Origin of the sequence: Mucilaginibacter arboris (assembly GCF_009754915.1) — a bacterium.
GTDB classification, from domain to species: domain Bacteria; phylum Bacteroidota; class Bacteroidia; order Sphingobacteriales; family Sphingobacteriaceae; genus Mucilaginibacter_A; species Mucilaginibacter_A arboris.
Genome location: NZ_WPIK01000004.1, coordinates 1 through 25818 on the forward strand (window position 1 = coordinate 1; position 25818 = coordinate 25818).

Below are 25818 nucleotides of genomic sequence, written 5' to 3' on the forward strand. Positions count from 1 at the left end.
CACCTTTTTTGCAGTTACTTTCTAAACGCAAACAAAATTTTATTCAGCAACTCCTGACTAACCTTTCCATTTGTTGCAATAACATCACGTTTTTTAAGCATTTCATTTCCTCCGGAAAAATCAAAAACCTGTCCGCCTGCTTGTTTTACAATGATAATTCCGGCGGCCATATCGTAATCGTTCAGATTATATTCGTAATAGGCATCAAAACGGCCGCAAGCGGTATAAGCCAGGTCAACGGCTGCAGAACCTAAACGGCGCAGACCGTGGCAGCTTTTCATCAGATCTTTAAACAAATCCATATAGGCATCGGCTTTTTCAAAATTGTAATACGGGAAACCGGTTGCAATTAAACTGTCGGCCAAAGTCGGTTTATCAGAAACATAGATTTTTTTACCGTTTAAATAAGCAGGCGCACCTTTCCAGGCATAAAAACACTCATCCTGGTTAATTTCGTAAACCACGCCTAAAACCAGTTCTTCCTGTTCTTTTAAAGCAATGCTAACTGAATAAACAGGTAAACCATGAATAAAATTAGTTGTGCCATCTAAAGGGTCAATCACCCAATTATAACGCTCGCCAACTTTGGCAATGGTTTTTTCTTCGGTGATAAAACCGGCCTCGGGTAATAATTGCTGTAATTTGGCTACAATTATTTCTTCCGAAGTTTTATCAACGTAAGAAACCATGTCGTTTAACCCTTTAAACTCAATCCGGTCGGCATTGAACTTTCCGGCTTCTGTTTTGATAAACTTTCCGGCTTGTTTTGCCAATGCAACTACATCCTGACACAATATTTCTAAATTCATTTTGAACCTCTTTTGATATTAAATGAGAAAAACTTATGGACAAAATAGCTGGCAATACCTAAACTTAAAGCAGCTATAATTCTGGCTAACGGCGGATAGACTTTAAATACATAAACGAAAAGCCGCAGCATCAGCAGGTTTGCAAAGAAACCCACAAACGCAACTAAAAAAAACCGTAAAAACTGGCTCCTCGAAGAAAGCTTTGAATGCGCAAAAACAAAATATTTGGTAAGCAGGAAATTGCAGATGATACAACAGGAATAAGAAATAATCAGGGAAATAACATCTCTTGAAATAAGATAATTGAAAACTTTTACTCCTTCATCATTAAAAGCATAATGATATACCAGGTAATAAACAATTGCATCTACAATAAAGCCAACTCCAGTAGAGAGAAAAAAACGGACTATCTCGTTTTTGAGTAGTTTTTTAAAAGCCGGATTGGTAATTTTTACAGGCATTAAATAGTTGGGATACTTCTTTTATGCCTTAATAAAGCACTAATAATCATAATTGTTCCGAAGATTATCAAAACAGATGATATAAATTCTGCCTGCGTAAAAGCAATGCCGGCAATATGATATTTGGTATTTACACGGATCAGCTCGATCAGAAACCTTTCCGTTCCGTTTAGAATGAGATAAATGCCAAACATCAATCCTGGTGTTTTAATATATTTCCGTATACTCCATAAAAACAGGAACAGTAAAATGCAAATAACCGATTCGTAAAACGAAGTTGGGAAAACCGGCTCGGGCAATACATGGCAATATTTACCAATGCAATTTGGAATTTGTATGCCTTCATCACCCACATTATGCGGAAAACGGAAAGCCCAAACCCAATCTGGCGCCCAGCTTAACCAGCTTGGTTTTGGTGCCAGGTTAGCTATTCCCCAATCTCCATCTCCCGAAAGCTGGCAACCGATGCGGCCAACGCCATAAGCAATCATCATTCCCGGCGAACCAATATCAGCCATGTGAATGAGCTTGATATGATTTTTATGAGCGATATACATAACTGCTGCACCGCCGCAAACCAGGCCACCGTAAAAAGTTAATCCGCTGAAACCAACCATCATGCCAATTGGGTCTTTTACAAACTCGTTCCAGTTTTCCAGTCCGTTAAAAAGCTTAGCCCCTGCAAATCCCCAGAAAGCTGCCCAAACCAACATCGTGCCCATCAATTCATAAGGGTGAACCGTTACTTCCTGTATTTTTGGTTGTGGCAAAGCTGCTTTTTTCTTTTCGGAATAAGCCCAAAAAGCAAAAACAGCAGCCACGATAATTCCGCCGATCCAATTTCCACGTGCAGAAAGCAAAAATTCCTGTGGATTATCAACCAAGGCACGGTAATGAAAAACGGCATCTAAAAACTTATAACCAATTAAAAAACCAAACAGGCCGTTACCAATCAGTTCTGCTACGGAAGCAGGTTCGCCGGTAGTAATTGTTTTTTTAAAAGGATGAATATAACCAAGCTTTTCCTTCCTGATAAACTCTTGCTCAAAAGCCCAGTAAGAAGCAATAAAGGCCAAAGCCACGCAAAAACCAAAAGTTTGAATTGGGAGCGGAATGGTAATGCCGGTTAAATACCGGATCAGTTCGGTTATAGTTGGAAACATCTATGAGGCAGTTTCGGGCGAAGATAAAACTAATGAACCAGAATTTCTGCTGTTTCCTCAATTTCCATATCGCCTGATGCGGCAATTGCTGTTAAACGTACTGGTTTGATCTCATTTACCAGCAAAGGATCGTAAACAGTTTCGATTTTAACATAATTTCTGGTGAAGCCATGCATCAAGCCATCGTTGGTTTCTCTTTCAAACAAAACGTCTTCAAATTTGCCAACTTGTGATCCGTAAAAAGCACGACGTTTTTTATCGGATAAAATATGCAGCATTTTGCTTCGTTCTGCTCGTGTTGAACCTGGCACTACGCCTGCTAATTCTTTTGCGGGTGTATTTTCCCGTTCAGAATAAGTAAAAACATGCAAATAAGAAATCGGTAATTCGTTTAAAAAATTGTAAGTATCAATAAAATCTTCCCGTGTTTCTCCCGGAAAACCTACAATTACATCTACACCAATACAACAATCGGGCATAAGTTCTTTTATTTTGCTGATGCGTTCTGTGTATAATTCACGTTTGTAACGCCGGCGCATCAAACTTAAAATCTTATTTGAACCCGACTGTAACGGAATATGGAAATGCGGCACAAAGCGTTTGGAAGCAGCTACAAAAGCAATAATTTCATCAGTTAACAAATTTGGTTCGATGGAAGAAATACGGATCCGGTCAATTCCTTCTACTTCATCTAAAGCTTTAACCAAATCAACAAAACGGTACTGACGGACACCATCAATCAAACCAAAATCACCAAGATTTACGCCGGTTAAAACAATTTCTTTTACACCAGATAATGCGATTTCACGTGCTTGCTTAATTACATTGCTGATTGTGTCGCTTCTGCTTGCTCCTCTTGCCATTGGAATAGTGCAGAAGGAACAGGAATAATCGCAGCCATCCTGAACTTTTAAAAACGTACGCGTACGGTCGCCAAAAGAATAAGAAGGAATAAACTGGTTTGCTTCTTTTACCGGTGAATTATAGACAAGTGCTTTTGGATTTTTAGTGAGATCGGTAATATGCTCAACTAATTGAAATTTCTCTGATGCGCCGAGCACAATATCTACGCCTTCAATTTCTGAAATCTCTTTTGGTTTCAGTTGAGCATAACAACCTACAATTGCAATATAAGCCAAAGGCGAAATTTTTAATGCTTCTTTTACTACCTTTTTACATTTTCGGTCGGCATTTTCTGTAACCGAGCAGGTGTTGATTACATAAACATCAGCCTGATCTGTAAAATTAACTATTTCATAATCAGCTTTTTTAAACTGCCTACCTATAGCAGAAGTTTCGGAGTAATTGAGTTTGCAACCCAGCGTGTAAAAGGCAACTTTCCTATTCATTTTCGAGTTTGCAAAGATAAAAAATCTATGCTAAAAGAAGCATTGTCATTTCAATTGGAATGACAACAACTAAGCATCTATTAACCTTCAGGTCCGCTCCAGCGATAAGTTTCGTGTTCCAATCCAGTCAGATCGATAATGCGGTTTACAACCGTCATCGCAACTTCTTCAATCGTTTTTGGGCGACTGTAAAACGAAGGAACTGCCGGACAAATAATTCCACCAGCTTCTGTTACGGTTTGCATGTTGCGCAGATGAATCAGGTTAAGTGGTGTATCTCTGGCAACCAAAATAAGCTTTCGGCGTTCTTTTAAAATTACATCAGCAGAACGGGTAGTTAAGTCATTGGAAATTCCGCCTGCAATCCGCCCTAAAGTCCCCATTGAACAAGGAACGATAATCATGGTATCAAAACGTGCAGAACCGGAAGCAAAAGGCGCCCAAAAGTCAGTTTTGCTGTAAAATTTAAAAGGAAAATCCTGGTAGCTTTCGTTGCCCAGTTCAAATTTCCACACATCACGGGCATTGTCAGACATTACTACGCCAACTTCCTGGATTTGCTGGTGCAAAGCCTGCAATTTTTCCAGCAGAAGCTTGGCATAAATAGAACCGCTTGCACCGGTTATGGCAACTACTATTTTCTTTTTCATCAATTTTTATGGCATAAAAGAAGCATTGGTTACTTCAAGTTTTCCTCGATCAGCAATTGTATAATTCCATCTACCATTCCCACTTTAGGTACGTAAACATCTTTGATACTTGCCCATTTCATTACGGTTATAAAAATTTGTGCAGCCGGAATAATAACATCTGCACGGTCCTGGTTCAAACCCAAAACCTGGATACGATCTTTTAAAGAATACGAACTGAGATAATGGTGCAGGTTTTTTAATTTGGAAAACGACATTGGTTTTCCTTCCTTTTCCTCAGACAAACGAAACAGTTTATTGATATTTCCGCCCGTACCAATCGCAATTATATTTTTGTATGATTTAGTATTGGAAGAAATAAATCGCTCCATATCTTTCCAGGTCTCATCTTTGTCCTGGTTATCCAAAATCCTGATTGTACCGATATTAAAAGACTGGGAAGCCACCAAAGCGCCATCGGCAAAAAAAGAAAGTTCGGTACTTCCGCCGCCAACATCAATGTATAAATAGTTCTTTTTTTTATCTAATTTATCCTCGGTACGGCTTGCGTAAATAATATTTGCTTCCCTTTGGCCTCCTACAATTTCCAGCTCTACACCTGCTTTCTTCTTAACTTGTTTTACAATTTCCGGTCCGTTAACGGCTTCGCGCATGGCTGAAGTAGCACAAGCTGCATATTCCGTTACACCGTACACGTCCATCAGGTTACGGAAGGCGTGCATCGTTTTTACTAAATCATCAATCTTTTTTTCTGAGATTTTTTTATCGATAAAAGCATCATCACCTAAACGCAAAGGCACGCGGATTAAGGTATTTTTTTTAAAGGTTACGGGTTGAGCAGCATCAGCAATATCTGCAATCAACAAACGAACAGCGTTAGAACCAATATCTATGGCGGCGTATCTCAAAATTTTATTTCTTTTGTTTAAGGTAAGTATAAATATCAAACTGCGACCTTACTTTTAACTTGTCATCAGTTTTATGGTACCGGTTATTGTTTAAACTGTTGATTTCCCTGGCTTTGGTATTGTCCTGAAGCTGGATGTTGATAATATCCCTAATTTCCTGTTTAAGTTCTTTGTCAAAGATTGGGAAACCAACTTCGACGCGATTATCAAGGTTGCGGGTCATTAAATCAGATGAAGTAAGGAACATCAGTTCTTTTCCAGCATTTCCAAAAATGTAAATGCGTGCATGTTCCAGGTATTTATCTACAATACTAATCACTTCAATGTTTTCGCTATTGCCTTTTACACCCGGCACCAGGCAGCACATGCCGCGGATAATCAGTTTTATTTTAACACCTGCATTGCTGGCTTTATACAAATGTGCTATCATTTGTTCATCGGCCAGACTGTTCATTTTTAAAATAATATAAGCGGGAATACTTTTTTTAGCATTAGAAATTTCCTGGTCGATATACTTGTACAGCATTTTCCGGGAATCAACAGGAGAAACCATTAAGGTTTTAATTCCTTGCGGAACGATGTTTTTTTGCAGTGCGGCAAAAACTTCTACCAAACCGGAAGTAATTTTTTTATTCGCTGTGAGCAAGGTATGGTCAGCATAAATACGGGCAGTTTTTTCATTGTAATTTCCGGTAGATAAGCAAGCGTAATAACATACTTTCCTATTTTCCAATCGTTTAACTAAACATATCTTGGAATGTACTTTATATCCGGAAACGCCATAAATTACATTTACGCCTTCTTCTTCCAGCCTTCTGCTCCAGTATATATTAGCTTGTTCATCAAACCTGGCTTTTAATTCTACCAGGCAATGAACTGTTTTTCCATTTTTGGCAGCATTGATCAATGCGTTAATAATCCGGGAATTTGCAGCAAGCCGATAAAGCGTAATGCTGATTTCGCGGACACCGGGATCGATGGCTGCTTCCCTCAAAAAATGAATAATATAATCGAAGGATTGGTAAGGTGTGCTGATCAGAAAATCACGCTTGCTTATCATGCTTAACAAACTTTTACCAAACGATAAATTTGGGACCCATAAGGGCGCTACTTTCGGGTATTCCAGTTCTGGCCGACCAACATTCGGGAAGTTGATAAAATCTTTAAAATTATGGTAACGGCTTCCGGGAATAAGGCTGGAAGCGGTTAACTGCATTTTACGCACAAGGTACGAAAGCATATCCATTGGCATATCTGTATCATACAGTAACCGCATGGGTTTGCCTTTTTTGCGTTTCTGCAAGCTTTTAGAAAGAGATTCGATAAACTTCTCGCTTACTTCTTTATCCAGGTCCAGTTCTGCATCGCGGGTAAGCTGAATAGAATACGCTTCGATCACATCATAATCAAAAATGAAAAAAATATCGTCCAGGCAATAACGGATAATATCATCCAGCAAAATGATAAACTTGAGTTGGTTGGTTTCCGGCAGCACTAAAAAACGTTGCATATTTTCCGGAACTTCAATTAATGCCAGTTTTGCTTCGCTTGTCTGGCCTTCTTTACTCAACCTGACAAAAAAGTAAATCGCTTGGTCCCTTAATTCTGGCATTACCAGATGCTTATTAAGCATAATAGGAACCACGTTGGAAAGAAGTTTTTCCCGGAAATAAGTTTTTACAAAAGTGCCGCGTGCAACATTCAGTTGCTTTTCGTCCAGTATAAAAATCTTTTCTTCGGCCAGTTTTTTTACAATAATGTTTTCGTACAGGTTATTAAACTTTTTTTCCTGCTTAATCACCAGGTTTTTAATTTGACTAAGAATTTTACGCGGATTGTAACCAAAAATTTCTTTTGATCTTTCGTTCAGGTTTGCCAAACGGCTCAACGTAGCTACGCGAACGCGGTAAAACTCGTCGAGGTTAGAAGAAAAGATAGCCAGAAAACGTATCCTTTCAATTAGTGGCACACCTTCGTCCGCGGCTTCCTGCAAAACCCTTTCGTTAAAATACAGCCAACTGATTTCGCGGTTAGTTAAAGGAATACGTTTTAAACTCATAACTCATTAAAAACAAAAAAATCCCGGAAGGTTGTACCGGGAAAGCAAAAAACAACATTTATTATTAAGTTGATGTTAACCTTCATAAACAAAACAATAAAACTGCTTTGCTTAATCTGTTAGGGTTGATGCCGCTGTTTCCCTGTCTGCGGCCTCTGTTGCTGGTTGTGCTGCGGTAACTGCTGGTGCTGGTTTTCTGGATGCGCGCTTGCGTTTTGCTGATGTTGTCGATGCTTCTTTTACCGGTGTTTTTTCTGTGGGTTTAGAGGCTTCCATTTCTTCTTTCGACCGTCTTGGTGCCCGTTTTTTAGCTGGCGCAACCGGTGCCGGTGCTTCTTTTACCACCTCTTTTTTTACTACAGGCGTTTCTGTTTTATCAATAGCCGGAAGTGCAGGCTTTGCTACAGATAAACCTGAAACCTGTTTTGTTTTATCACCGGCAGCTTTACTGGCTTTAGATAATACTTTCTCTGCTTTAGAATCTGCCTTGGCTACTTCTGTTTTTGCTGGCTTAACTTTTTTACCGGCTTTTTTCTCCGGTTTATCTGTGGTTTGTTCCGCTTTTGTTTTTGCTGCCTGCAATGAACTGGTTATTTTTTTAGAAACAGCTTTGCCAGCTTTGGCAATTTCCTTTTTCAGCTTTTCTGCATCATGGCCTAAACCATGCACTACATCCATAAATTTGCTGGTAATATCTTTTTCTAAATCTTTGTTTTTTACTTTTGATTTACCTTTCTTTTTCATGTTAACTTTGTTGGGGGTTATTATCCTGATAAAGCTATCAGATAATTTTTAATTCTATAAATTAAATTAACATAATATGCCATCTTTTGATATTATTAGCAAGATTGATGCACAAACGTTAGATAATGCCATCAACAATGCAAAAAAGGAAATTTTAAACCGCTACGATTTTAATGATTCTAAAAGCAGTATCGAGCTGGATAAAAAAACCAATGAAGTTACGATTGTTACCGAAAACGATATGCGCTTAAAAGCGATCCAGGATTCTATCATCAGCCGGATGGTGAAACAGCATTTAGACCCGAACGCATTGGATTTTGGCAAGCAGGAATATGCTTCGGGCAATATGATCCGCAAGGAAATTAAAATTGTGGAAGGGATTGATAAAGAAGTGGCCAAAAAAATCGTGAAGAAGATTAAAGACAGCGGTTTAAAAGTACAAGCTGCCATTATGGACGACCAGGTTCGGGTAACAGGCAAAAAAATTGATGATTTGCAAGCGGTAATTTCTTTGTGCCGGGGCGAAGATTTCGGCCAACCTTTGCAATACAGCAATATGCGGAACTGAGCGTTACGTTCTTCCATACAGAAATTGGATTTTGATGAAGAAAATCAGATCAAAAAATTAGCAACTATTAAGCTTGCAAGCCAAAACCATTGTACAATTGATAAGCGCTAAAAGAAGCTAAGAGATGCTTCTTTTAGCGCCTTAATTTCTCTATCTCCAATGTAAAACCTTTTTTGAAAAATGAAAATTGAAAAATATCCGGTTAACATTGGTGAGACTTCTATGGTCTTTGAATTTGTAAGTGAAGGTATAAACGGCAAAATCTCTAAACTGGTTATTTATTGCGAAACACATTTGCATAACTTCTACAACTTAGGCTTTGGCGATAAAGACGAAACTACAGGGGAAATTGACGATGAAGTTGTTACCAACAATGGCGACAGTGAAAAAGTATTAGCGACTGTTGCCTCTACTTTATACACCTTTACAGATAAATTTCCGCAAGCAATGGTTTTTGCAATAGGCAGTACAAAAGCACGTACACGGCTTTACAGGTTAGGGATAAGTAATAATGTGGAAGAAATTGAAGAAGATTTTGAGGTATTTGGGCTTGTAGATAAAAATTGGCAACCATTTGAAAAACAAACAGAATTTGAAGCGTTTTTAGTAAAAAGAAAAAAGAAGTAACTTTATAATATGAAACAAACAAAAAATTCCGGTAAAAAACCTGTTATCAATAAGGTTGATAAAAGTTTAGACAAATATCTTGAAAAAGGACTGTTTAAAGATAAAATTGAAAAGGCTAACCATATACTTAAAACTGTTGGAATTCCTAAATTTGAAGAATAGCTTTAATTTATTTTTATAAAGACAAGTAAAAAAATAATAAAAGTAAAGCCCTTTACTTTTGACAACCATTTACTAAAATAATGTATCTAAAATCATCCGTTTTACGTATGATTTGCATTCGCTGTTAAAAATTGCACTAACAGCAAAATCATTATTTCTGATACAATGGTTTCAAATCAAACCCAACCAAAAGCTGATGCTGTTTTTACCATCGATAAACGCAGCAACCTTTCTCAGGCAGATTTAATTAAAGAATATATTGAACCTTCTGTTCCTGTTGTGCTTACCGATGCTGCCCGAAACTGGAAAGCAATGGGCAAATTAACACCACAATTTTTTAAAGAAAATTATGGAAATTTAACTAAAGAGATAAAAGGGGTTGCGTACAAAATGGCTGATGTAGTGGATATGATTATGAAAGCCACACCAGAAAACCAGGCTCCTTATCCTTACAATTTCAACCTTAAACAATACTTTCCCGAACTGCTGACAGATTTTACCCCGGAAATATTATACAGTAAAAGCGACCGGATCAATCATCCATTATTACCGCAGTTTCTTTTGCATGGCACAACACCTTACGAAATATTTTTAGGCGGAAAAGGTTCCTTTTTCCCTTTCCTGCATATTGATGCTTTAAACTTGCACACGCAAATTACGCAGGTTTATGGTTCTAAAGATTTCATTTTGTACCCGCCTGAACAAACGCCTTACTTGTATCCGAATGCTAATAATGCAAAGTTTTCCTGGGTTGATATTTTCAATCCGGATTACAAAAAACATCCTTTATTTAAGGAAGCAAAACCTTTAAAATTTACTTTAAATGAAGGTGAAACACTTTTGTTTCCAACCGGCTGGTGGCATTCTACCCAAATCCACGAACCTTGTATTTCTTTTGGCCGGTCGCAGTTAAATGCAGCTAATTGGGATCTGTTTATTGCTGATAATTACCGTGCTTTGAAAAAGAAGGTTTCTGTTCTGGCTTCGCCGTTATTGGTTTATGGCAAAATTGCTGGTGGTATTATTAACAGGCAGGAAAGTTTAATTTGATAGAATAATAGAACAGCTTTACTTTTATTAGCTAAAAGTTATTTAAATAACTACTCTAAAAATATTTCTGTTCCAAGTTAAATTCAACTACTTTCTACCCATAAAAGAAGCATGCTTCTTTTACTGTATCTTTTTTATACTTGCTGCACCAGAATTTGCATTATTAATTTTAGACGGATTACCTTTATACTGTACATCGCCGGCACCGCTTATATCAACGCTTAACTCGTTCAAAACGTTAATTTTACAGTGCGCTGCGCCTCTGGTTTCTATCCGGTAATTGGCTACTATAAAATCTAAAGCATTTAAATTTCCGGTCCCATTTAGCGTTACTAAGTTTTCGGTTGCTTGTCCTGTTAAATTAATTTCTGATGTTCCGCTTGCCAGCGTTTTTACATTTGCTGCACTTAAATTCAGGTTTACTTTAGATACACCGGCCAGTTCCATATCAAAATCTTTAACAGACAACTTGCCATCAGAACTTAAATCCAGTGAACCGGAAGATTTTACAGCTTGAAAATCAGGATTTGTAATATCAATTTCCATCGTTCCGGCATTACAAATGCTTCCTTTTGTACTGATTTTGAGTTCATCTCCGCTTATATCAGTTTGAATAAGTTTCAGCAAATTATCATCGGCAGTAATTTTAACGGACGGGCTTCCTTGTTTCAACACCAATTTATATGCCCCAATAAGATTAAGTTTAGTAAAAGCAGCAACTTTACGGTTTTCCGAAACTGCTTTACCAGAACCTTTTACGCATGAGTTATTGCAGGACGCAAGCAAAGAAAAAAGAAGTACAAATGCCGATAAAATAAGTAGCGGTTGCTTTTTCATAACGTTTTAAGTGTTTTAGGTTGATACAAATTTTTTGCCGGTAAAAGAAGCATTGGTTCCGGCAAAATTGATGCTTTAAAGATAATATTTTTCTCCATCAGATTTTATTTTTCCGGCATCTAACAGTCTTCGTATTACTTCCAGTTTTTCCTTTTCGCGTCCCGTTCTTAACGACTGCATCAACTCTTCAACAGAACTGCTTTGTATGGAAAGCTGATCGATCACTTCCTGCGTTATCCGGTCAAATATTTCTGATGCTTTTTCCAGCCTTTTATTTTCCAGGCAAATATCACAATGGCCGCAAATTGGTGCCTCCGGTTCATCTAAATAAGCTAACAACATTCTGCTCCGGCATTGCCTGCTTTCGGCATAAGTAAAAACAGCTTCCATTTTTTGGTGGAAAACCTTTTTTCGGTCTTCCAGGAATTTGCGGTCGATAAAAACATGCAAATTATCCTGACGTGCACGCGTAAAAGTAACTTGCGGCTGATCGGTTTGCGGCAGATAACTTAAAACACCTTGCTCTTCCAGATATTTTAATTGTGCAATTACCTGCTGTACGCTTTGGTTTAAACGATGTGCAATTTCCAATTCACGAATGCGGACATAATTTTCAAAAGAACCGCCATAAGTGCGAAGCAAAGTTTTAATAAAAAAATCATAACCGGAATTTTCAATCTGGAAACGGTACAAATCTTCATTCCCAATTTCAAAACGAAAACGCGAAGGCAAAAAAACACTTTCTGTAAAAGCTACATACTCATCCCGCTCTAAAAACTTTAAAGCATTTAAGGTTTTAACTGGATCAAGCTTAAACTGAGCACAAAAATTGCCAATATCCAGATCAAAACTTAAACCTTCTCCTGCGCCATAAGCCAGTTGCGTGTAATTGCCGAGGTAATGATAGGTTTTTTTAATTTCTTCTACCGAAGGAAAACTCAGTTCAAACTTTTTCTCCAGCTGCAAACGGTCGCTTTTGGTATAAAGCAGCACCGCATAAGCTTTTTGTCCGTCGCGCCCTGCCCGGCCGGCTTCCTGGTAATACGCTTCCAAACTCTCGGGAACATCTTTATGGATTACAAAACGGACATCTGGTTTATCAATTCCCATTCCGAAAGCGTTCGTAGCAACAATAATCCGAACATCGTTATTTTTCCAGTTTTCCTGTTTAATGGAACGTTCTTCGGCTGTTAATCCTGCGTGATAAAAATCAGCAGGAATTTGGTGTTGATTTAAATATTTGGCCGTTTCAAAAGTTTCGCGCCTGCTTCTTACATAAATAATCCCGCTTCCTTTTACGCCGTGAATCACGTCCAGCATTTTGCGCAGCTTGTTTTCATCGCCCTGAACTACGTAACTTAAATTTTGCCTTTCGAAGCTTTGCTGAAAAACATTGCTTCTTTTAAACAACAATTTTTGTTGAATATCTTCCCGGACTTGCGCCGTTGCGGTTGCCGTTAAAGCCAGGACCGGAACGTTTGGATGAAGCTGGCGAAGATCGGCCAAATGAAGATAAGACGGACGAAAATCATAACCCCAAGCTGAAATGCAATGTGCTTCGTCAACCGCAAAAAGGTTTACATCCATGTACCTGATGCGTTCGCGGACCAGTTCTGACAGTAACCTTTCTGGCGACAGGTACAAAAACTTGATATTGCCGTAAACACAATTATCCAACGCAATATCCACTTCACGTCTGCCCATTCCGGAAACAATGCTGATGGCTTCAATTCCTTTGGCTTTCAGGTTTTCTACCTGATCCTTCATCAACGCGATCAATGGAGAAACTACGATGCAAATGCCATCTTTTGCCATTGCCGGAACCTGGAAACAGACGGATTTTCCGCCGCCGGTTGGCAACAGCGCTAAGGTATCGTATCCTAATAAAACGGATTGGATAATGTCTTCCTGCATTGGCCGGAACGTTTCGTGCTTCCAGTAATGCTGAAGGATTTCTTGTATAGTCATTTATAGTTAGGCCGCCAAAGTTATCAAAACGCATCAATATTATTAAATTCGCGCAGGATCAACAGAAAACTAAACCTGTTTTTTTGATGTTCATGCTGATGAAAGCCATGCTTCTTTTATCAGCATAAAAACAGCATGACAGATTTTTATTAACCAGAAAATTAAAAATGAGAACTTCGCCTGTACCTATTTCACACGACCGCTTAATCCAGTTAAAACCAATTGAACAAAACCACGATCAGTATGTAGACGATCATTTAACACGTTATTTTATTTATGAAATTGATGATAACCGCTGGCAGGATGTAACGCCGGAAGGAGAAACCGAATATGAGCTGCAATCAATTAAACAAGAACCGGCAAGTTTACCGGTTGGAATTTTAACGATTGATAACGAAAACGAAACTTTTTCTCTTGAAGGTGACCTAACCATCAGCAAGGAAGACCAGACATTACTTTTTGAAGCAACAAAACAAATTTAATAATAAAGCAATGTTAACTGTTGTATCGGCCGGACTTTAATTAAAGTCCGGCCGATACTGTTTTTACCACCCATTTTTAAACAATTAAAAGCTGCTTACATTATTAAAAACATGACTGTTACGATCCCATCTTTGCTCGATAACGATTTTTACAAAATTACCATGCAGCAGGGCGTTGTTAAATTATTTCCGGATGCCAAAGCACGCTATGAGTTTATTAACCGTGGGAAACACATTTTTCCGGATGGTTTTGCCGAAGCTTTAAGACAATCGGTTGATGCGATGGCGGGTTTAAAATTAACTTTAGAAGAGAAAAAATATCTGTTAAAAACCTGTCCGTACCTCGATCATGCTTATCTTGATTTTTTGCAGGGCTATTGCTACAATCCACGGGAAGTAACCATCAGCCAAAACGGCGGCCGGCTTACTGTTTTTATCGAAGGTTTTTGGTACCGTACCATTTTATGGGAAGTGCCGCTGATGGCTTTAATTTGCGAACTGTATTACCAATTAAACCATCTGGAAAGAATATCCGATGAAGAGGTAATGAGCAGGGCTACACAAAAAATAGAAAAATTTAAAGAGCTGAATATTACACTTGCCGATTTTGGTACGCGCCGACGGCATTCCTACCAGGTACAAAGTTTAGTGGTAAAAGCTTTAAAGGAAAACGGAGCAGGAACTTTTATCGGAACAAGCAACGTACAACTTGCCATGCTTAATCAAACTAAACCAATTGGCACACATGCGCACGAATGGTTTATGTTCCATGCGGCAAAATACGGTTTTAAAATGGCCAATAGTTTGGGTTTGCAACATTGGGCCGAAGTTTACCGCGGCGATCTTGGTATTGCACTTTCTGATACTTATACCACCGAAATATTTTTTAAACAGTTTGATAAAATGTTTTCCAAATTGTTTGACGGCGTGCGGCACGACAGCAGCGACCCCATCGAATTTGCCGAAAAAACCATCCGGCATTATCAAAACCTGGGGATTGACCCTTTATCAAAAACCATTATCTTTTCGGATGCGCTTAATTATGAAAAAGTAAAACGCATTGTTGATTTTTGCAGCGGTAAAATTGGCATGTCTTTCGGCATCGGCACCAATTTAACCAATGATGCCGGGTTAGAACCATTAAACATTGTGGTTAAAATGACAGAAGCAAAACCAGCACTCGGCGAATGGACGAAAGTAGTTAAGCTATCTGACGAACATGGCAAATATACAGGCGATGAAGAAACTATTAAACTCGCCAAAACTATTCTGAATATTGTTTAAGCAGCTTTTTGTGCTGCTAATTTCCTTAAACATTTCTTTCGGTTTGATATTATATTTGAATAGAATGAATTAAAAACATGGCAGGCGAAAAAACGATCCAAAGCGTGGAAGAATATCTGGAGGTTATTAAAGCAAACAAAAAAAGGAATACAGATGCCGGAAACATGGAAGATTTTTTGTTCCGCGGACAAAAAGATGATTTCCCGCTGGTGCCTAAAATTGCGCGTTTAAAACCTAAAGAAGATTTATTTTCGACAGAGCGTTTGCTTTTACACGAGTTTAAAAGAACAAACTTTTTATTAATTGATACACAAAGGCCATTGGATGATTGGGATTATCTGACAATTGGCCAGCATTTTGGTTTGCCAACCCGACTTTTAGATTGGTCTAACAATGCATTAACAGCTTTGTGGTTTGCTATATGGGAAGAAAACCCGGAAAGAAAAACCTGTAAAAATGCTATTGTTTGGATACTGATGCCTGAAGCAAATGATTTTAATTTAGATACTGACGCTGTTCATCCTTTTGATATCCAGGAAACAAAGATCTTTCGGCCACGAATTATTAAACAACGGATCAATAATCAGTCCGGCGTTTTTTGTATCCAGCCTGCTGCTGAAATTGAAAAAAAGATTGCTTTAAATGACGCGGAATCTTTCAAAAATAAACTTTTTAAAATTAAAATCCCGTTTGAAAAGTTCCAGGAAATCCGGACAGACCTGAATACTTTAGGCGTAAACGCTTTCACTATTTTTCCGGAGCTGGAAGGCTTATGTTCGCATTTGCAATGGCGCTATTTTTATACCGATAAAAACAGCATAGCGGAAGCGAAGAGCCTAATAGAATAAGTACAAATTGCTTAAATAAGTATTTGTGAAAATAACATCAACTCATTTTCTCTGCTTTAATCATGCGGTCTTTTCCCCTAAAATCCTTTCTTAATTCAATATTTACAAAGCCTTTTTGCCGCAAAAGTTCCGTTGTTTCCTGTCCGTATTTTTCGTTGATCTCAAAAAACAACAAGCCATTTTTTTCGAGGCTAAAAGAAGCATAAGCTGCAATGGCACGATAAAATATAAGCGGATCTTTTTCGGGGACAAATAAAGCAGTATGAGGTTCAAAACCCAATACGTTATTATGCATCTCTTCCTGTTCTGCTGGTGTAATGTAAGGCGGATTACTAACGATGATGGAATATTGCAATGCTTCTTTTACCGGCTTAAAATTTAAAATATCTTGCTTTAAAAACTTTACTTCTACTCCGTTTAGCAAAGCATTTCTTTTCGCTGTTTGTAAAGCTTCTGCCGAAATATCCAAACCATAAACTTCTGCTTCTGCCCATTTTTTTTTGATCGCAACCGAAATACAACCGCTACCTGTGCCAATATCCAATATCCGTTCATCTTTCCGCTCTCCGCTCCTCTCATCGCCGCTCAAACTTTTTCTCTCCTCCAAAACCCACGCAACCAATTCTTCTGTTTCCGGCCGGGGAATTAATACGGAAGGATTGACTTCAAACTTCAACCCAAAAAAATCTGTTTCGCCTAAAGCATATTGCACTGGCATTCCGGTTTGCAGTTTTTTTGCTGTTAAAAGAAGCATTTGGATTTGATTGCCGGTTAGTTCTTTTTCGGGGAAAGCATGTAATTGTGTTTGCGATAATCCGGTTATAAAATTCATCGATAAAAACATTATTCCCGGGAGCTCTTCCTCAGCATAAATTACTTTTAAATTTTCTTTAAGCCAAATTCGGGCTTCGCCAACAGTTTTCATGCAGCAAAGAACGGAAAAAGCTACTTTTACAGCATGAAAGATCACGAAAAATACCTGCACCGTTGTTTGGAACTGGCTGCTTTAGGCATCGGTTTTGTTAGTCCGAACCCGATGGTTGGCGCAGTGATTGTTCATCAAAACAAGATTATTGGCGAAGGTTATCATCAAAAATACGGACAGCCTCATGCTGAAGTAAATGCGGTGAATTCTGTTTTTCTCCGTCAGCTTAATGCTGAAGAATTATTGAAAGAAGCAACCATTTATGTTTCGCTGGAACCTTGTGCACATTTTGGTAAAACGCCGCCTTGTTCTGATCTGATCATCCGCCATCAAATACCGAAAGTGGTGGTAGGTTGTCGCGATCCTTTTGTTCAGGTTGATGGAAAAGGGATTGAAAAACTTAAAAGTGCGGGGATCGAGGTAATTGAGAGCGTGCTTGAAGCAGAATGTTTAGAGTTAAACAAACGTTTTTTTACAAGGATACAAAAACAACGACCGTATGTAATTTTAAAATGGGCGCAAACGCAGGATATGTTTTTTGCGCCGGAAAATGGCAGCAAGCAATGGATTTCTGATGCGATTTCTAAAAAATTAGTCCATCATTGGAGAAGTGAAGAAGATGCAATTTTGGTTGGAAAAAATACAGCAGCGGCAGATAACCCGCAGTTAAATAACCGTTATCAGCCAGAAGCAAAACAACCGAAAAGAATTGTTTTAGACCGAAGATTAGAACTTAGCCATCAGCTTCATCTATTCGATCAATCTGTAGAAACCTTAGTTTTTAATGAGGTAAAAACAGCATTGGAAGGAAAGATCAAATGCATCAGCCTGGAAGATTTTGATCTGTTCCTGCCGCAATACGTCCTGTTTCAGTTGTATTTGCAGGACATACAATCAGTAATTATAGAAGGCGGCGCTAAAACTTTAAAACTGTTTATTGAAGCAGGTTTATGGGATGAAGCACGAATTTTTACCAGTAAAGCACGTTGGGGAAAAGGTATAAAATCTCCGGAAATTACCGGAGAATTGAAAAGCAGTATTACTGTTGGCGAAGATGAATTAGTAGTTATATCCAACAAAAAATCCTGACGATTAACTAGGATTTTAAGATTTTCTATGCTACTTGCCTGCAACTTCCGCTTCCGGCGCATCACCTTTTCTGTGCAAAATAGAATGCTTGGATGGTTCTTCTTCATCACCCAGTAAAACTCCCCAGGGTTTCAGTGATTCTATCCGGTCAAAAATTATTTTAGTCATGGCAATTACCGGAATGGATAAAAACATGCCCGGGATCCCCCACAGCATTTCGCCGATGATTACACCTAAAATAGTAATTAACGCATTTATTTTTACTTTGGAACCTACTATCACCGGCAGCAAAATATTGCTGTCTATCAGGTGCATGGCTACAATGGTTATCAATACCAGAAGCACTTTACCAACAGCGGCTGTACTAAAAGTGATGAGAACGCTTAATAAAAGCGCCGTAAAAATACCGATGTAAGGGATAATGTTAAACAAACCGGTAATCAGGCCTAATAAAAACGCGTATTTAATGCCGCCGATCAGGAAAACCGTACAAACCACTGTGGCCACGATGGTCATTTCTAAAATTAAACCGATTATATATTTTCGGATAATAAATTGGATGCGTTCTACCACGTCATAAACAACGGTAGAATTATCCTTCTTAAAAACAGCAACCAGAAAACGCATTAATAACCTGCGGTATAACAGCAGGAAAAAGGTATCGATCATCATAAAGATCAGGAACAACAGGATAGACGACAGGGAAAGCACGGTTGTACTAATTGCTACTGTGCTACTATCCAAAATTTTGGACGTAGCAGAATGCACATAATTCATTTGCTTTTTAGCATTGATATCATAATGCTCTGCAATCCAGTCCTGCAAGTTGCCAAAAGAAGTTGTAACCTGGTCTCTCAGTTGCGGCCAGTCACTTGCCAGATTGCTAATTTGGGAGCCTACCAGATAAATAATTCCGCCAACTGCTGCAATTAACAGGATTACCGACAGCCCACAGGCAGCGCCCCTGGGCAACCGGACCTTGTTTTCGAAGAACTTTGCCAGCGGCAACAGTAAAATTGAAAACAACATGGCAAATATTAAAGGTGCAAGCAGTTCTTTACCATGAATTGCCAGGTAGCCCAATGCCAGGATACTTACCAAAACCATGGCAAGTTTTGTATAAAAAGGAGGTACAGATTTTAAAGCCATTGATTATAGTTAAAATAGATTTTATTTTTCAATCTTTAACTGTATAAATAGCTTAATGTTTACAAAAGCGGCAATTGTTTTCTTCGGACTTAAAAACCTTTTTAAAGAATTAGCCGGACATTTTTTTAAAATTTTCTTTACTTACCCGGTTTCCATGTCCAAAAACAGCAATATCAAAAGGGAAAGCAGCTAATTTTTTCAAAGTTTGCAGATTGATTTTTGCAGATTGATAAGCATAAGCAGGTTTTAAGCTTTTTAAATTTTCGGCGCTGTCTGCGGCAAAAAGCAATGCTTCTTTTACCGGGTAAAAAAGTGCGATCTGTTCTGAAGTATGTCCTGGTGCATTAATTATTTGTAATCCGTTTACAGCCGGGACCTGGTCGCCTTCCTGAACTGTTCTTACAGAAGATTTTATTGGTTCGATATATAAAAACTGTAATCTGATTAAGCCAAACAAAGTAATTAGCTTCAGTAAAAAAGATAACACTTTTGATCCCGGTTCAAAAGCAATTCCTTTTTTAATCATTTCCGCACAAAGTGCAGAAGCATAAACCGGAACATTAACCGATCCTAAAATCGCAGCCAAACTTCCGGAATGGTCATGATGTGCATGAGTAAGAATGATATATTTCAAATCTTCCGGCTGCTTTCCGGTCTGCCTGATCCCTTCAAAAATTAAATCTTTGCTACCTTTTGGGCCGGTATCAATCAAAATTAAACCGGCAGGATGATCAACCAAAAAAACATTAACAATAGGAAGTGTTAACTGGAAAACATATTTTGTTACCTCGATAACTTCCATCTGTTTTGGTATTTAGCCTTGCTCTGCCAGCTTTTTAATTTCGGCTAAAATCGGGTTCCAGCCTTCCCCGTTATTATAGGTGTCTTTGTATCTTTTTTCTCCTTCTGCTGCGGTTTCAAACCCATCCTGCGTAACAGTTAGAATTGTATTTTCGCCTTGTCCTGCCAATTCGTAAGTTACGTTTAAATAATTTTCAGGAATGTCCGGATAAGAAGCAAAAGGATCAATAACGGTGTATTTAAGCAGTTTTTGAGGTTCTATACTGATGATCTTTCCTTTTACAAAAACCGTTTCTTTACCCTCGTAATTACCTTTCCAAAGTAATTCACTTCCAGCTTCCCAATCAGAAACAGTTTCGCAGCCAAACATATAAATTTTGGTTTTAGCAGGATTTGTGAGCGCATCCCAAACTTTTGCCGCCGATGCATTAATCAAGATTGTACTTTTTACAATTAATGGCTTATCCATGTTTATTTCTGTTTAAAATTTAGTTTTTAGGTGATAAAAGAAGCATTGCTTATTTAATTACGATTGCTTGAAAGAATCAACTCATTTGTCATCCTGGACTTGTTTCAGGATCTCTCAGGATAAATATTAATGGCCTTGCTTGTAAGGTGCCGAAACAAGTTCTGCATAACAAACCCTAATATTTAGAACAATCCGCTTATTTAATCCAGCCGTTGCTGATCATCCAGTTTTTGCAATGGTCCATCCATTTGTCGGGCGTGGTTTTATTATTCAAACCAAAACCATGTCCGCCTTTCGGATAAATTATCATATCCGCCGGAACTTGGTTTCTAAGCAAAGCCTGGTAAAAATACAAGCTGTTTTTTACGTTAACCGTTCTGTCGTCTTCTGCATGGACCAGCATCGTTGGCGGCGTATCTTTCGTTACGTTTTGTTCGTTGGAGAAATAACGGATTTGTTCTGCACTTGGTGATAATCCAATCAAATTATCGTGCGAACCTTTATGCGTTAAACTGTCCGTCATACTGATTACGCCGTACATCAAAACCATAAAATCCGGCCTTAAACTGGTGTTATTGGTATTGCTGATCTTAGGGTCGTTATAATGCGAACCGGTTAAAGCAGCCAGGTTTCCGCCGGCAGAAAAACCGATGATGCCAACTTTATGCGGATCGAGCTGCCATTTTGAAGCCCCTCCGCGCACGGTTTTAATGGCCATTTGTGCATCCTGCAATGGCCCGATACTTTTATCTTTCATGGTTGCATCGCTTGGCAAACGGTATTTCAGCACAAAAGCTGCAACGCCAAGTTCATTAAAAGCTCTGGCTACTTCAATGCCTTCGTGCGTGTAGGAAAGGTTGACGTAACCTCCGCCCGGACAAATTACAATGGCCGCACCGGTTGCTTTTTCTTTGGCGGGAAGATAGATCTCTAAGGTTGGCTTAGTTACTTTACTGTAATGAATATTATCAGGTGTGCCGGATTTAACTTCCTGGTCAGGGCCGGGAATGGAATTTGGAACAGCGCCCGGATATAAGGGGATAACCGTTTGCGCCTTTACGGTTAGCATTGAGAACGAAAATAAAGACATTAAAAAACAGGTATAAAAAAAGATTTTCATCAGCATAAAATTGGTTGTTTAAATCAACACAAATCCTGCTGAAAGTGCAATAGCTATCTGTAATTTCTAATTTACAAAGCAATGCTTCTTTTATCAATCTTTTTTAGATTTTGTCATATCGGCCGCAGGGAGGTATCTTCATCAAAAAACAAAGGTTTGTCTTTCACTTCGATGAAGGTCCCTCCTGTGGTCGGGATGACAACGCCGGTTAATATCATTCTCTATTTTGAAGTTATTTCAACTGGGTTACAAATTGTGCTACCGCATCAACAAGTTTTGTATCGAGTGGCAAATTTGGATTATTGTAAGTTGCTATATTTTGCTTTAGGTCTGCTGGTGCATCTTTTAAAACATGGTTCATTCCATCTATCAAAACTAATTTTGCATCTGGTTTTGCTTTTTTCAGGTTTTGTGCATCGCTAACGCTAATCTGAACATCTGTAGTTCCCTGCACAATTAAAACCGGCATATTTAATTTTTTAATTTCTGTTTGCGGATTGTATTTAAACCAGGAAATGACATAAGGTTGCATAGTTGATGCAAACATTGGATCGTGATTGTCTGAAACTTTTAAACCTTTATCCAAACTATCCAGCTTTGCTTTAGAAGCCGAAAAAACTTCTGGCGTACGTACTTTATATTGCTCTGTAATCACTTTACTTGCTTTGTCGCCAGCACCGGCCAACGAAATATAGCCATCAACTTTTTCTCTTTCAGCAGCAATCATTCCAATTAAAGAACCTTCGCTATGGCCTAAAACAATTACTTTAGAAAACCTCGGGTCAGCTTTTAATTGTTTTATCAAAGCAACTGCATCGTTTACAAAATCATCAAAACGAATAGCCGTTAAACTTTTTGTTGTGGTACTTTTTCCGATTGCCCTTTTATCATACCTTAAAGAAGCAATGCCGGCCTTTCCCAAATCATTCGCCAATAAATAGTAAGGGTTTGCACTAACGCCTAAGCTACTGTTCCCATTTCGATCTGTTGGCCCGGAACCAGCAATAATCAAAACAACAGGAATTTTTCCATTTGTTTTCTCAGGAACAACCAAAGAACCGGAAAGCGAAGCATCAGTTGTATTTACATTAAAAGGAAGTTCTTTTAAACCCGCAGCTACGGGCTTTGTGGTTGAAGTTTGTGGCTTAAAAAAGAAAACGTTTAATTTTTTTTCGTTATCTAAAGAAAGGTTCATTGTAAAGTTCCCCTTCTCAAAAGCAGCGTTATAAGAAGCAACAGGCGATTTAAAACTATCAAACTGCAAACTGTTCAGTTTTCCAAACTGTCCTTTAAGCTGGGCTAATAAAATGCCTGCTTTATCAGGAGGCATAGAAGCTTTTATGGTTTTACCAAATAGTTGATATAAGCTGTCCGGCTGATCTTTTTCATAAAACTCTTTAAACTTCTCTGCTTTGATTTTATATTCTGCAGGTTCAACTTGTGCAAAAAGCAGACAAGAAAAAAACATGGATAAAAACAGTAGTGTTAATTTTCTCATGAGGTTTAGGTTGATTATTTAGGTAAAAAGTGATGATAAACTTGCACTATCATTATTTTGGAAAGGATTTCTGCCAGGATGATGGAAACAATAAATCCTACTACGGCTTTGTTGCCTTTTACATTGCAGGATACCGTAAACGCATTGTACATCAAAGCGATCATCCAAATAGAGAAAAGCAATGCAATTAAGCTCCAAATCAAAAAGTTTGCACTAATATGGTTTAAATCTACCTGATGCAATGCAGGAACAAAACCTATAACAGCCGCAAGAATCATCGGTACACGTGCCAAAGCCATTGTTCCGGCTATATCGATTATCCTGATAGCTGATTTGGAGAGAATGAAACCTGCAGCAGAAAAAACGATTACCGTACTAAGCCAGGCATTTAATTGTTCCAAAGCACAAACCAATAAAGGAAAACCGGCGCCAAAATGCACATCAATTCCACCATCAAAATGTGTTTGACTGAAAAAAGCAATAACACAAGTAATGGCCATCAGCAATAAACCCAAACCTAAAGCCTGCCAGCCGGCAACATAAATAAAAGGATTAAACAGCCACTTTTTCATTTGGATGGATTAGATGGTTTTTCGTTGTTTTCGATTTTGACAATGAGGTCGTCCAGTAAATTACGAACCGAGGGATAGCTCAAATTAAGTTTTTGCGCCATTACTTTAAGGCTGCCGCTGCTTTTTACAAAATCAATTATAAAAGCTTGTTCTTCTGGTGTAAACCTGGCAAGCAATGGTAATCCAAATTCGCCGGAAACAAGAGTTGCGCAATTGCTGCAAACCAAACTCTGAACATTTAATTCTGAAGAGCAACTCGGACAAATATGCGGAAGTTTCTTTTCCATAAAACAAACTTAAATAAAAATAATAGAAATATAAATAATGTTAATAAAAAAATTAATATTATTTATATTTAAATAAATTTTATTCTAATTAGCCGTACATATAAATTTTCAGATTTATTTGTTGCTTCTTTTGTTTATGCTACTTTTATCAGATAAAATCATACAACAAATATGTCTTATACAGCTAACTCAACCCGCTACCAGAATATGGAATACCGCCGCTGCGGAAAAAGCGGCATCAAATTACCAGCAGTTTCGCTGGGTTTATGGCACAACTTCGGCGATGTGGATGTGCTGGAGAACTTCCGCAATACTTTAAAAACCGCTTTTGACCATGGCGTAACACATTTTGACCTCGCTAACAATTACGGCCCTCCGGCTGGTTCTGCTGAAGAAAACTTCGGCCGCATTTTGCACGAAGATTTCAAAAATTACCGCGATGAACTGATCATATCCACCAAAGCCGGGTATTATATGTGGGAAGGCCCATACGGCGAGTGGGGTTCTAAAAAATATTTAGTTTCCAGTTTAGACCAGAGTTTGAAAAGGATGAAGCTGGATTACGTGGATATTTTTTACCATCACCGCCCCGATCCGGAAACACCTTTGGAAGAAACGATGGCTGCCTTGGATTTGATTGTGCGCCAGGGAAAAGCATTGTATGTGGGTATTTCCAATTACCACCCGGAGGAAGCTGCAAAAGCTTTTAAATTACTGAGGGAATTAGGAACGCCATGCCTCATCCATCAGCCTAAATACTCCATGTTTGAACGTTGGGTTGAAAAGGAAGGTTTGCTGGATTTATTAGAACGGGAAGGCGTAGGCTGTATCCCGTTTTCGCCATTGGCGCAAGGTTTGCTTACCGACAAATATTTGCATGGTATCCCCGAAGATTCGCGAATTGCAAAAGGTGTTGGCTTTTTAACAGAAAATAACCTGACGGAAGAAAAGCTAAACCAGATTAAACAATTAAACGATATTGCACAACAACGCGGACAAAAACTGGCGCACATGGCCCTTTCCTGGATTTTAAAAGACCCGCGCGTAACTTCTGTTTTGATTGGCGCCAGCAAACCTGAACAGTTAAAAGATTCGTTGCAATGTTTGAATAATACTTCTTTTAGTGAGGAAGAATTGAAGTTGATTAACGGGATTTTAGGTTGATGATTTTTAGGTGGTAAAAGAAGCATTGACTAATTTCTTTATGCTTCTTTTATCACCTATTTTTAAGTTTTGGATTTAAACCGATAGCTGCACCAATGTAATAAAAGCTATAATGTTTATGATTATTTGACCCTATTGGTTGCTCTAAAGAAAGAAACTGAAATCCAAATTTAGGTGATAAAAAAAGTATCTTATTTAAGTTTCCCCTACCGAAATTATACTCGGCTCTTAGATTTGGCACCGAACTAGATGAACCATATTTAGTATTGTTCAAATTATATTCTACGCTAATATCAAAATAAACATCTGCTTTAGATTTTTCATCACCTCGCATTTTTAAAAAAGTTTTACCAAAAATTAAATCATAGAAATAAATTGGATATACTGTTAGACCACCACCTGCTGATAAAGTATTTAGGTTAGGCTGGCCATATTTTCCGTACGCAGAACTATAACTTACAATTGCATTTAAGGATAACAACTTAAACAATGAAAATTCCCGCCGCAAACCGATGCCACCGTAAGTTGTAAAACTACTTCTGGTTTGCTTATCACCAACTCCGAAATGTGGAATGATGCTCCAAACTGAACGATAAGATTTGTAAGATATTGAATCTTGTGCAAAAGATGAAATGCTGATAGTTAATAGAAGAAAAGTAAACAGTATTTTCATAAAGTATAATTAATATTTTGTAAGATAGAACTTTAACTTATTATTAAAAAACAAAAACTATTTCCACAAAAAAAGCTCTTCGTTACCGAAGAGCTTTTCCTA

General features: G+C 38.2%; 28 protein-coding genes. 9 read left to right on the plus strand and 19 right to left on the minus strand.

Going from position 1 to position 25818, the window contains the following annotated elements; genetic code table 11:
• Positions 1-14: 14 nt before the first annotated feature.
• The 8 genes from GO621_RS04665 to GO621_RS04700 form a co-directional block, all read right to left on the minus strand.
• Positions 15-809, minus strand: coding sequence for an inositol monophosphatase family protein (locus GO621_RS04665; RefSeq protein ID WP_157564664.1), 795 nt, complete (start codon positions 807-809; stop codon positions 15-17).
• Positions 806-1270, minus strand: a complete 465-nt coding sequence (locus GO621_RS04670; RefSeq protein ID WP_157564665.1) for a GtrA family protein — start codon at positions 1268-1270, stop codon at positions 806-808. The genes GO621_RS04665 and GO621_RS04670 overlap by 4 nt, the downstream gene beginning before the upstream one ends.
• On the minus strand, positions 1270-2433 hold the full coding sequence (locus tag GO621_RS04675) for a prolipoprotein diacylglyceryl transferase (RefSeq protein WP_157564667.1): 1164 nt from the start codon (positions 2431-2433) through the stop codon (positions 1270-1272). The genes GO621_RS04670 and GO621_RS04675 overlap by 1 nt, the downstream gene beginning before the upstream one ends.
• Before the next feature lie 29 nt (positions 2434-2462).
• A complete protein-coding gene (gene mtaB, locus GO621_RS04680) occupies positions 2463-3782 on the minus strand; it encodes a tRNA (N(6)-L-threonylcarbamoyladenosine(37)-C(2))-methylthiotransferase MtaB (RefSeq protein ID WP_157564669.1) in 1320 nt (439 codons plus the stop codon).
• 80 nt (positions 3783-3862) lie between these two features.
• Positions 3863-4432: a UbiX family flavin prenyltransferase gene (locus GO621_RS04685; RefSeq protein ID WP_198170138.1), complete on the minus strand. Its 570-nt coding sequence runs from the start codon at positions 4430-4432 to the stop codon at positions 3863-3865.
• Positions 4433-4461: 29 nt separating this feature from the next.
• Complete coding sequence (locus GO621_RS04690; RefSeq protein WP_157564672.1) at positions 4462-5340, minus strand: Ppx/GppA phosphatase family protein; 879 nt, start codon at positions 5338-5340, stop codon at positions 4462-4464.
• Between the two features lie 4 nt (positions 5341-5344).
• Complete coding sequence (ppk1, locus tag GO621_RS04695; RefSeq protein WP_157564674.1) at positions 5345-7399, minus strand: polyphosphate kinase 1; 2055 nt, start codon at positions 7397-7399, stop codon at positions 5345-5347.
• Positions 7400-7510: 111 nt separating this feature from the next.
• Complete coding sequence (locus GO621_RS04700; protein ID WP_157564676.1) at positions 7511-8143, minus strand: hypothetical protein; 633 nt, start codon at positions 8141-8143, stop codon at positions 7511-7513.
• Positions 8144-8219: 76 nt separating this feature from the next.
• On the opposite strand from GO621_RS04700, the gene GO621_RS04705 reads away from it, so the two are divergent.
• From GO621_RS04705 to GO621_RS04715, 4 genes are all read left to right on the plus strand, one after another.
• Positions 8220-8711, plus strand: coding sequence for a YajQ family cyclic di-GMP-binding protein (locus tag GO621_RS04705; protein WP_157564678.1), 492 nt, complete (start codon positions 8220-8222; stop codon positions 8709-8711).
• 180 nt (positions 8712-8891) lie between these two features.
• Positions 8892-9338, plus strand: coding sequence for a DUF6934 family protein (locus GO621_RS04710; RefSeq protein ID WP_232335596.1), 447 nt, complete (start codon positions 8892-8894; stop codon positions 9336-9338).
• A 9-nt stretch (positions 9339-9347) separates the two neighbouring features.
• Complete coding sequence (locus tag GO621_RS18755) at positions 9348-9500, plus strand: hypothetical protein (RefSeq protein ID WP_198170139.1); 153 nt, start codon at positions 9348-9350, stop codon at positions 9498-9500.
• A 165-nt stretch (positions 9501-9665) separates the two neighbouring features.
• Positions 9666-10550, plus strand: a complete 885-nt coding sequence (locus GO621_RS04715; protein WP_157564680.1) for a cupin-like domain-containing protein — start codon at positions 9666-9668, stop codon at positions 10548-10550.
• A gap of 120 nt (positions 10551-10670) precedes the next feature.
• Here GO621_RS04715 and GO621_RS04720 read toward each other — a convergent pair whose 3' ends face one another.
• Both GO621_RS04720 and GO621_RS04725 read right to left on the minus strand, forming a co-directional pair.
• The gene (locus GO621_RS04720; protein ID WP_157564682.1) at positions 10671-11387 is read right to left on the minus strand and encodes a head GIN domain-containing protein; all 717 of its coding nucleotides are present in this window, start codon (positions 11385-11387) and stop codon (positions 10671-10673) included.
• Positions 11388-11462: 75 nt separating this feature from the next.
• Positions 11463-13355, minus strand: coding sequence for a RecQ family ATP-dependent DNA helicase (locus GO621_RS04725; RefSeq protein ID WP_157564684.1), 1893 nt, complete (start codon positions 13353-13355; stop codon positions 11463-11465).
• A gap of 167 nt (positions 13356-13522) precedes the next feature.
• On the opposite strand from GO621_RS04725, the gene GO621_RS04730 reads away from it, so the two are divergent.
• The 3 genes from GO621_RS04730 to GO621_RS04740 all read left to right on the plus strand — a co-directional run bounded on the left by GO621_RS04730 (position 13523) and on the right by GO621_RS04740 (position 15969).
• Positions 13523-13837, plus strand: coding sequence for a hypothetical protein (locus tag GO621_RS04730; RefSeq protein WP_157564686.1), 315 nt, complete (start codon positions 13523-13525; stop codon positions 13835-13837).
• 111 nt (positions 13838-13948) lie between these two features.
• The gene (gene pncB, locus GO621_RS04735) at positions 13949-15121 is read left to right on the plus strand and encodes a nicotinate phosphoribosyltransferase (protein WP_157564688.1); all 1173 of its coding nucleotides are present in this window, start codon (positions 13949-13951) and stop codon (positions 15119-15121) included.
• Positions 15122-15198: 77 nt separating this feature from the next.
• The gene (locus tag GO621_RS04740) at positions 15199-15969 is read left to right on the plus strand and encodes an FRG domain-containing protein (RefSeq protein ID WP_157564690.1); all 771 of its coding nucleotides are present in this window, start codon (positions 15199-15201) and stop codon (positions 15967-15969) included.
• 37 nt (positions 15970-16006) lie between these two features.
• Here the strand turns inward: GO621_RS04740 and prmC are convergent, their stop codons facing one another.
• Positions 16007-16894, minus strand: a complete 888-nt coding sequence (gene prmC, locus GO621_RS04745; protein ID WP_157564692.1) for a peptide chain release factor N(5)-glutamine methyltransferase — start codon at positions 16892-16894, stop codon at positions 16007-16009.
• A gap of 33 nt (positions 16895-16927) precedes the next feature.
• Here prmC and ribD point away from each other — a divergent pair, with 33 nt between their 5' ends.
• Positions 16928-17983, plus strand: a complete 1056-nt coding sequence (gene ribD / locus GO621_RS04750; protein ID WP_157564694.1) for a bifunctional diaminohydroxyphosphoribosylaminopyrimidine deaminase/5-amino-6-(5-phosphoribosylamino)uracil reductase RibD — start codon at positions 16928-16930, stop codon at positions 17981-17983.
• A 30-nt stretch (positions 17984-18013) separates the two neighbouring features.
• Here the strand turns inward: ribD and GO621_RS04755 are convergent, their stop codons facing one another.
• The 7 genes from GO621_RS04755 to GO621_RS04785 form a co-directional block, all read right to left on the minus strand.
• Complete coding sequence (locus GO621_RS04755; protein ID WP_157564696.1) at positions 18014-19132, minus strand: AI-2E family transporter; 1119 nt, start codon at positions 19130-19132, stop codon at positions 18014-18016.
• 109 nt (positions 19133-19241) lie between these two features.
• Positions 19242-19934 (minus strand): MBL fold metallo-hydrolase, encoded by a 693-nt coding sequence (locus GO621_RS04760; protein ID WP_157564698.1) that lies wholly within the window; start codon positions 19932-19934, stop codon positions 19242-19244.
• 12 nt (positions 19935-19946) lie between these two features.
• A complete protein-coding gene (locus GO621_RS04765; RefSeq protein WP_157564700.1) occupies positions 19947-20402 on the minus strand; it encodes an SRPBCC domain-containing protein in 456 nt (151 codons plus the stop codon).
• Between the two features lie 196 nt (positions 20403-20598).
• Positions 20599-21492, minus strand: coding sequence for an alpha/beta hydrolase (locus tag GO621_RS04770; RefSeq protein WP_198170140.1), 894 nt, complete (start codon positions 21490-21492; stop codon positions 20599-20601).
• Between the two features lie 262 nt (positions 21493-21754).
• A complete protein-coding gene (locus GO621_RS04775; RefSeq protein WP_157564704.1) occupies positions 21755-23020 on the minus strand; it encodes an alpha/beta fold hydrolase in 1266 nt (421 codons plus the stop codon).
• Between the two features lie 14 nt (positions 23021-23034).
• The gene (locus GO621_RS04780) at positions 23035-23592 is read right to left on the minus strand and encodes a hypothetical protein (RefSeq protein ID WP_157564706.1); all 558 of its coding nucleotides are present in this window, start codon (positions 23590-23592) and stop codon (positions 23035-23037) included.
• Positions 23589-23879, minus strand: coding sequence for a DUF2089 family protein (locus GO621_RS04785; protein WP_157564708.1), 291 nt, complete (start codon positions 23877-23879; stop codon positions 23589-23591). Before GO621_RS04785 ends, GO621_RS04780 begins: the two co-directional genes overlap by 4 nt.
• A 171-nt stretch (positions 23880-24050) precedes the next feature.
• Between GO621_RS04785 and mgrA the strand changes: the two genes are divergently transcribed.
• Complete coding sequence (mgrA, locus tag GO621_RS04790) at positions 24051-25043, plus strand: L-glyceraldehyde 3-phosphate reductase (RefSeq protein WP_157564710.1); 993 nt, start codon at positions 24051-24053, stop codon at positions 25041-25043.
• Positions 25044-25095: 52 nt separating this feature from the next.
• On the opposite strand, the gene GO621_RS04795 is transcribed toward mgrA, so the two are convergent.
• A complete protein-coding gene (locus GO621_RS04795) occupies positions 25096-25716 on the minus strand; it encodes a hypothetical protein (protein ID WP_157564712.1) in 621 nt (206 codons plus the stop codon).
• Between the last annotated feature and the right edge of the window lie 102 nt (positions 25717-25818).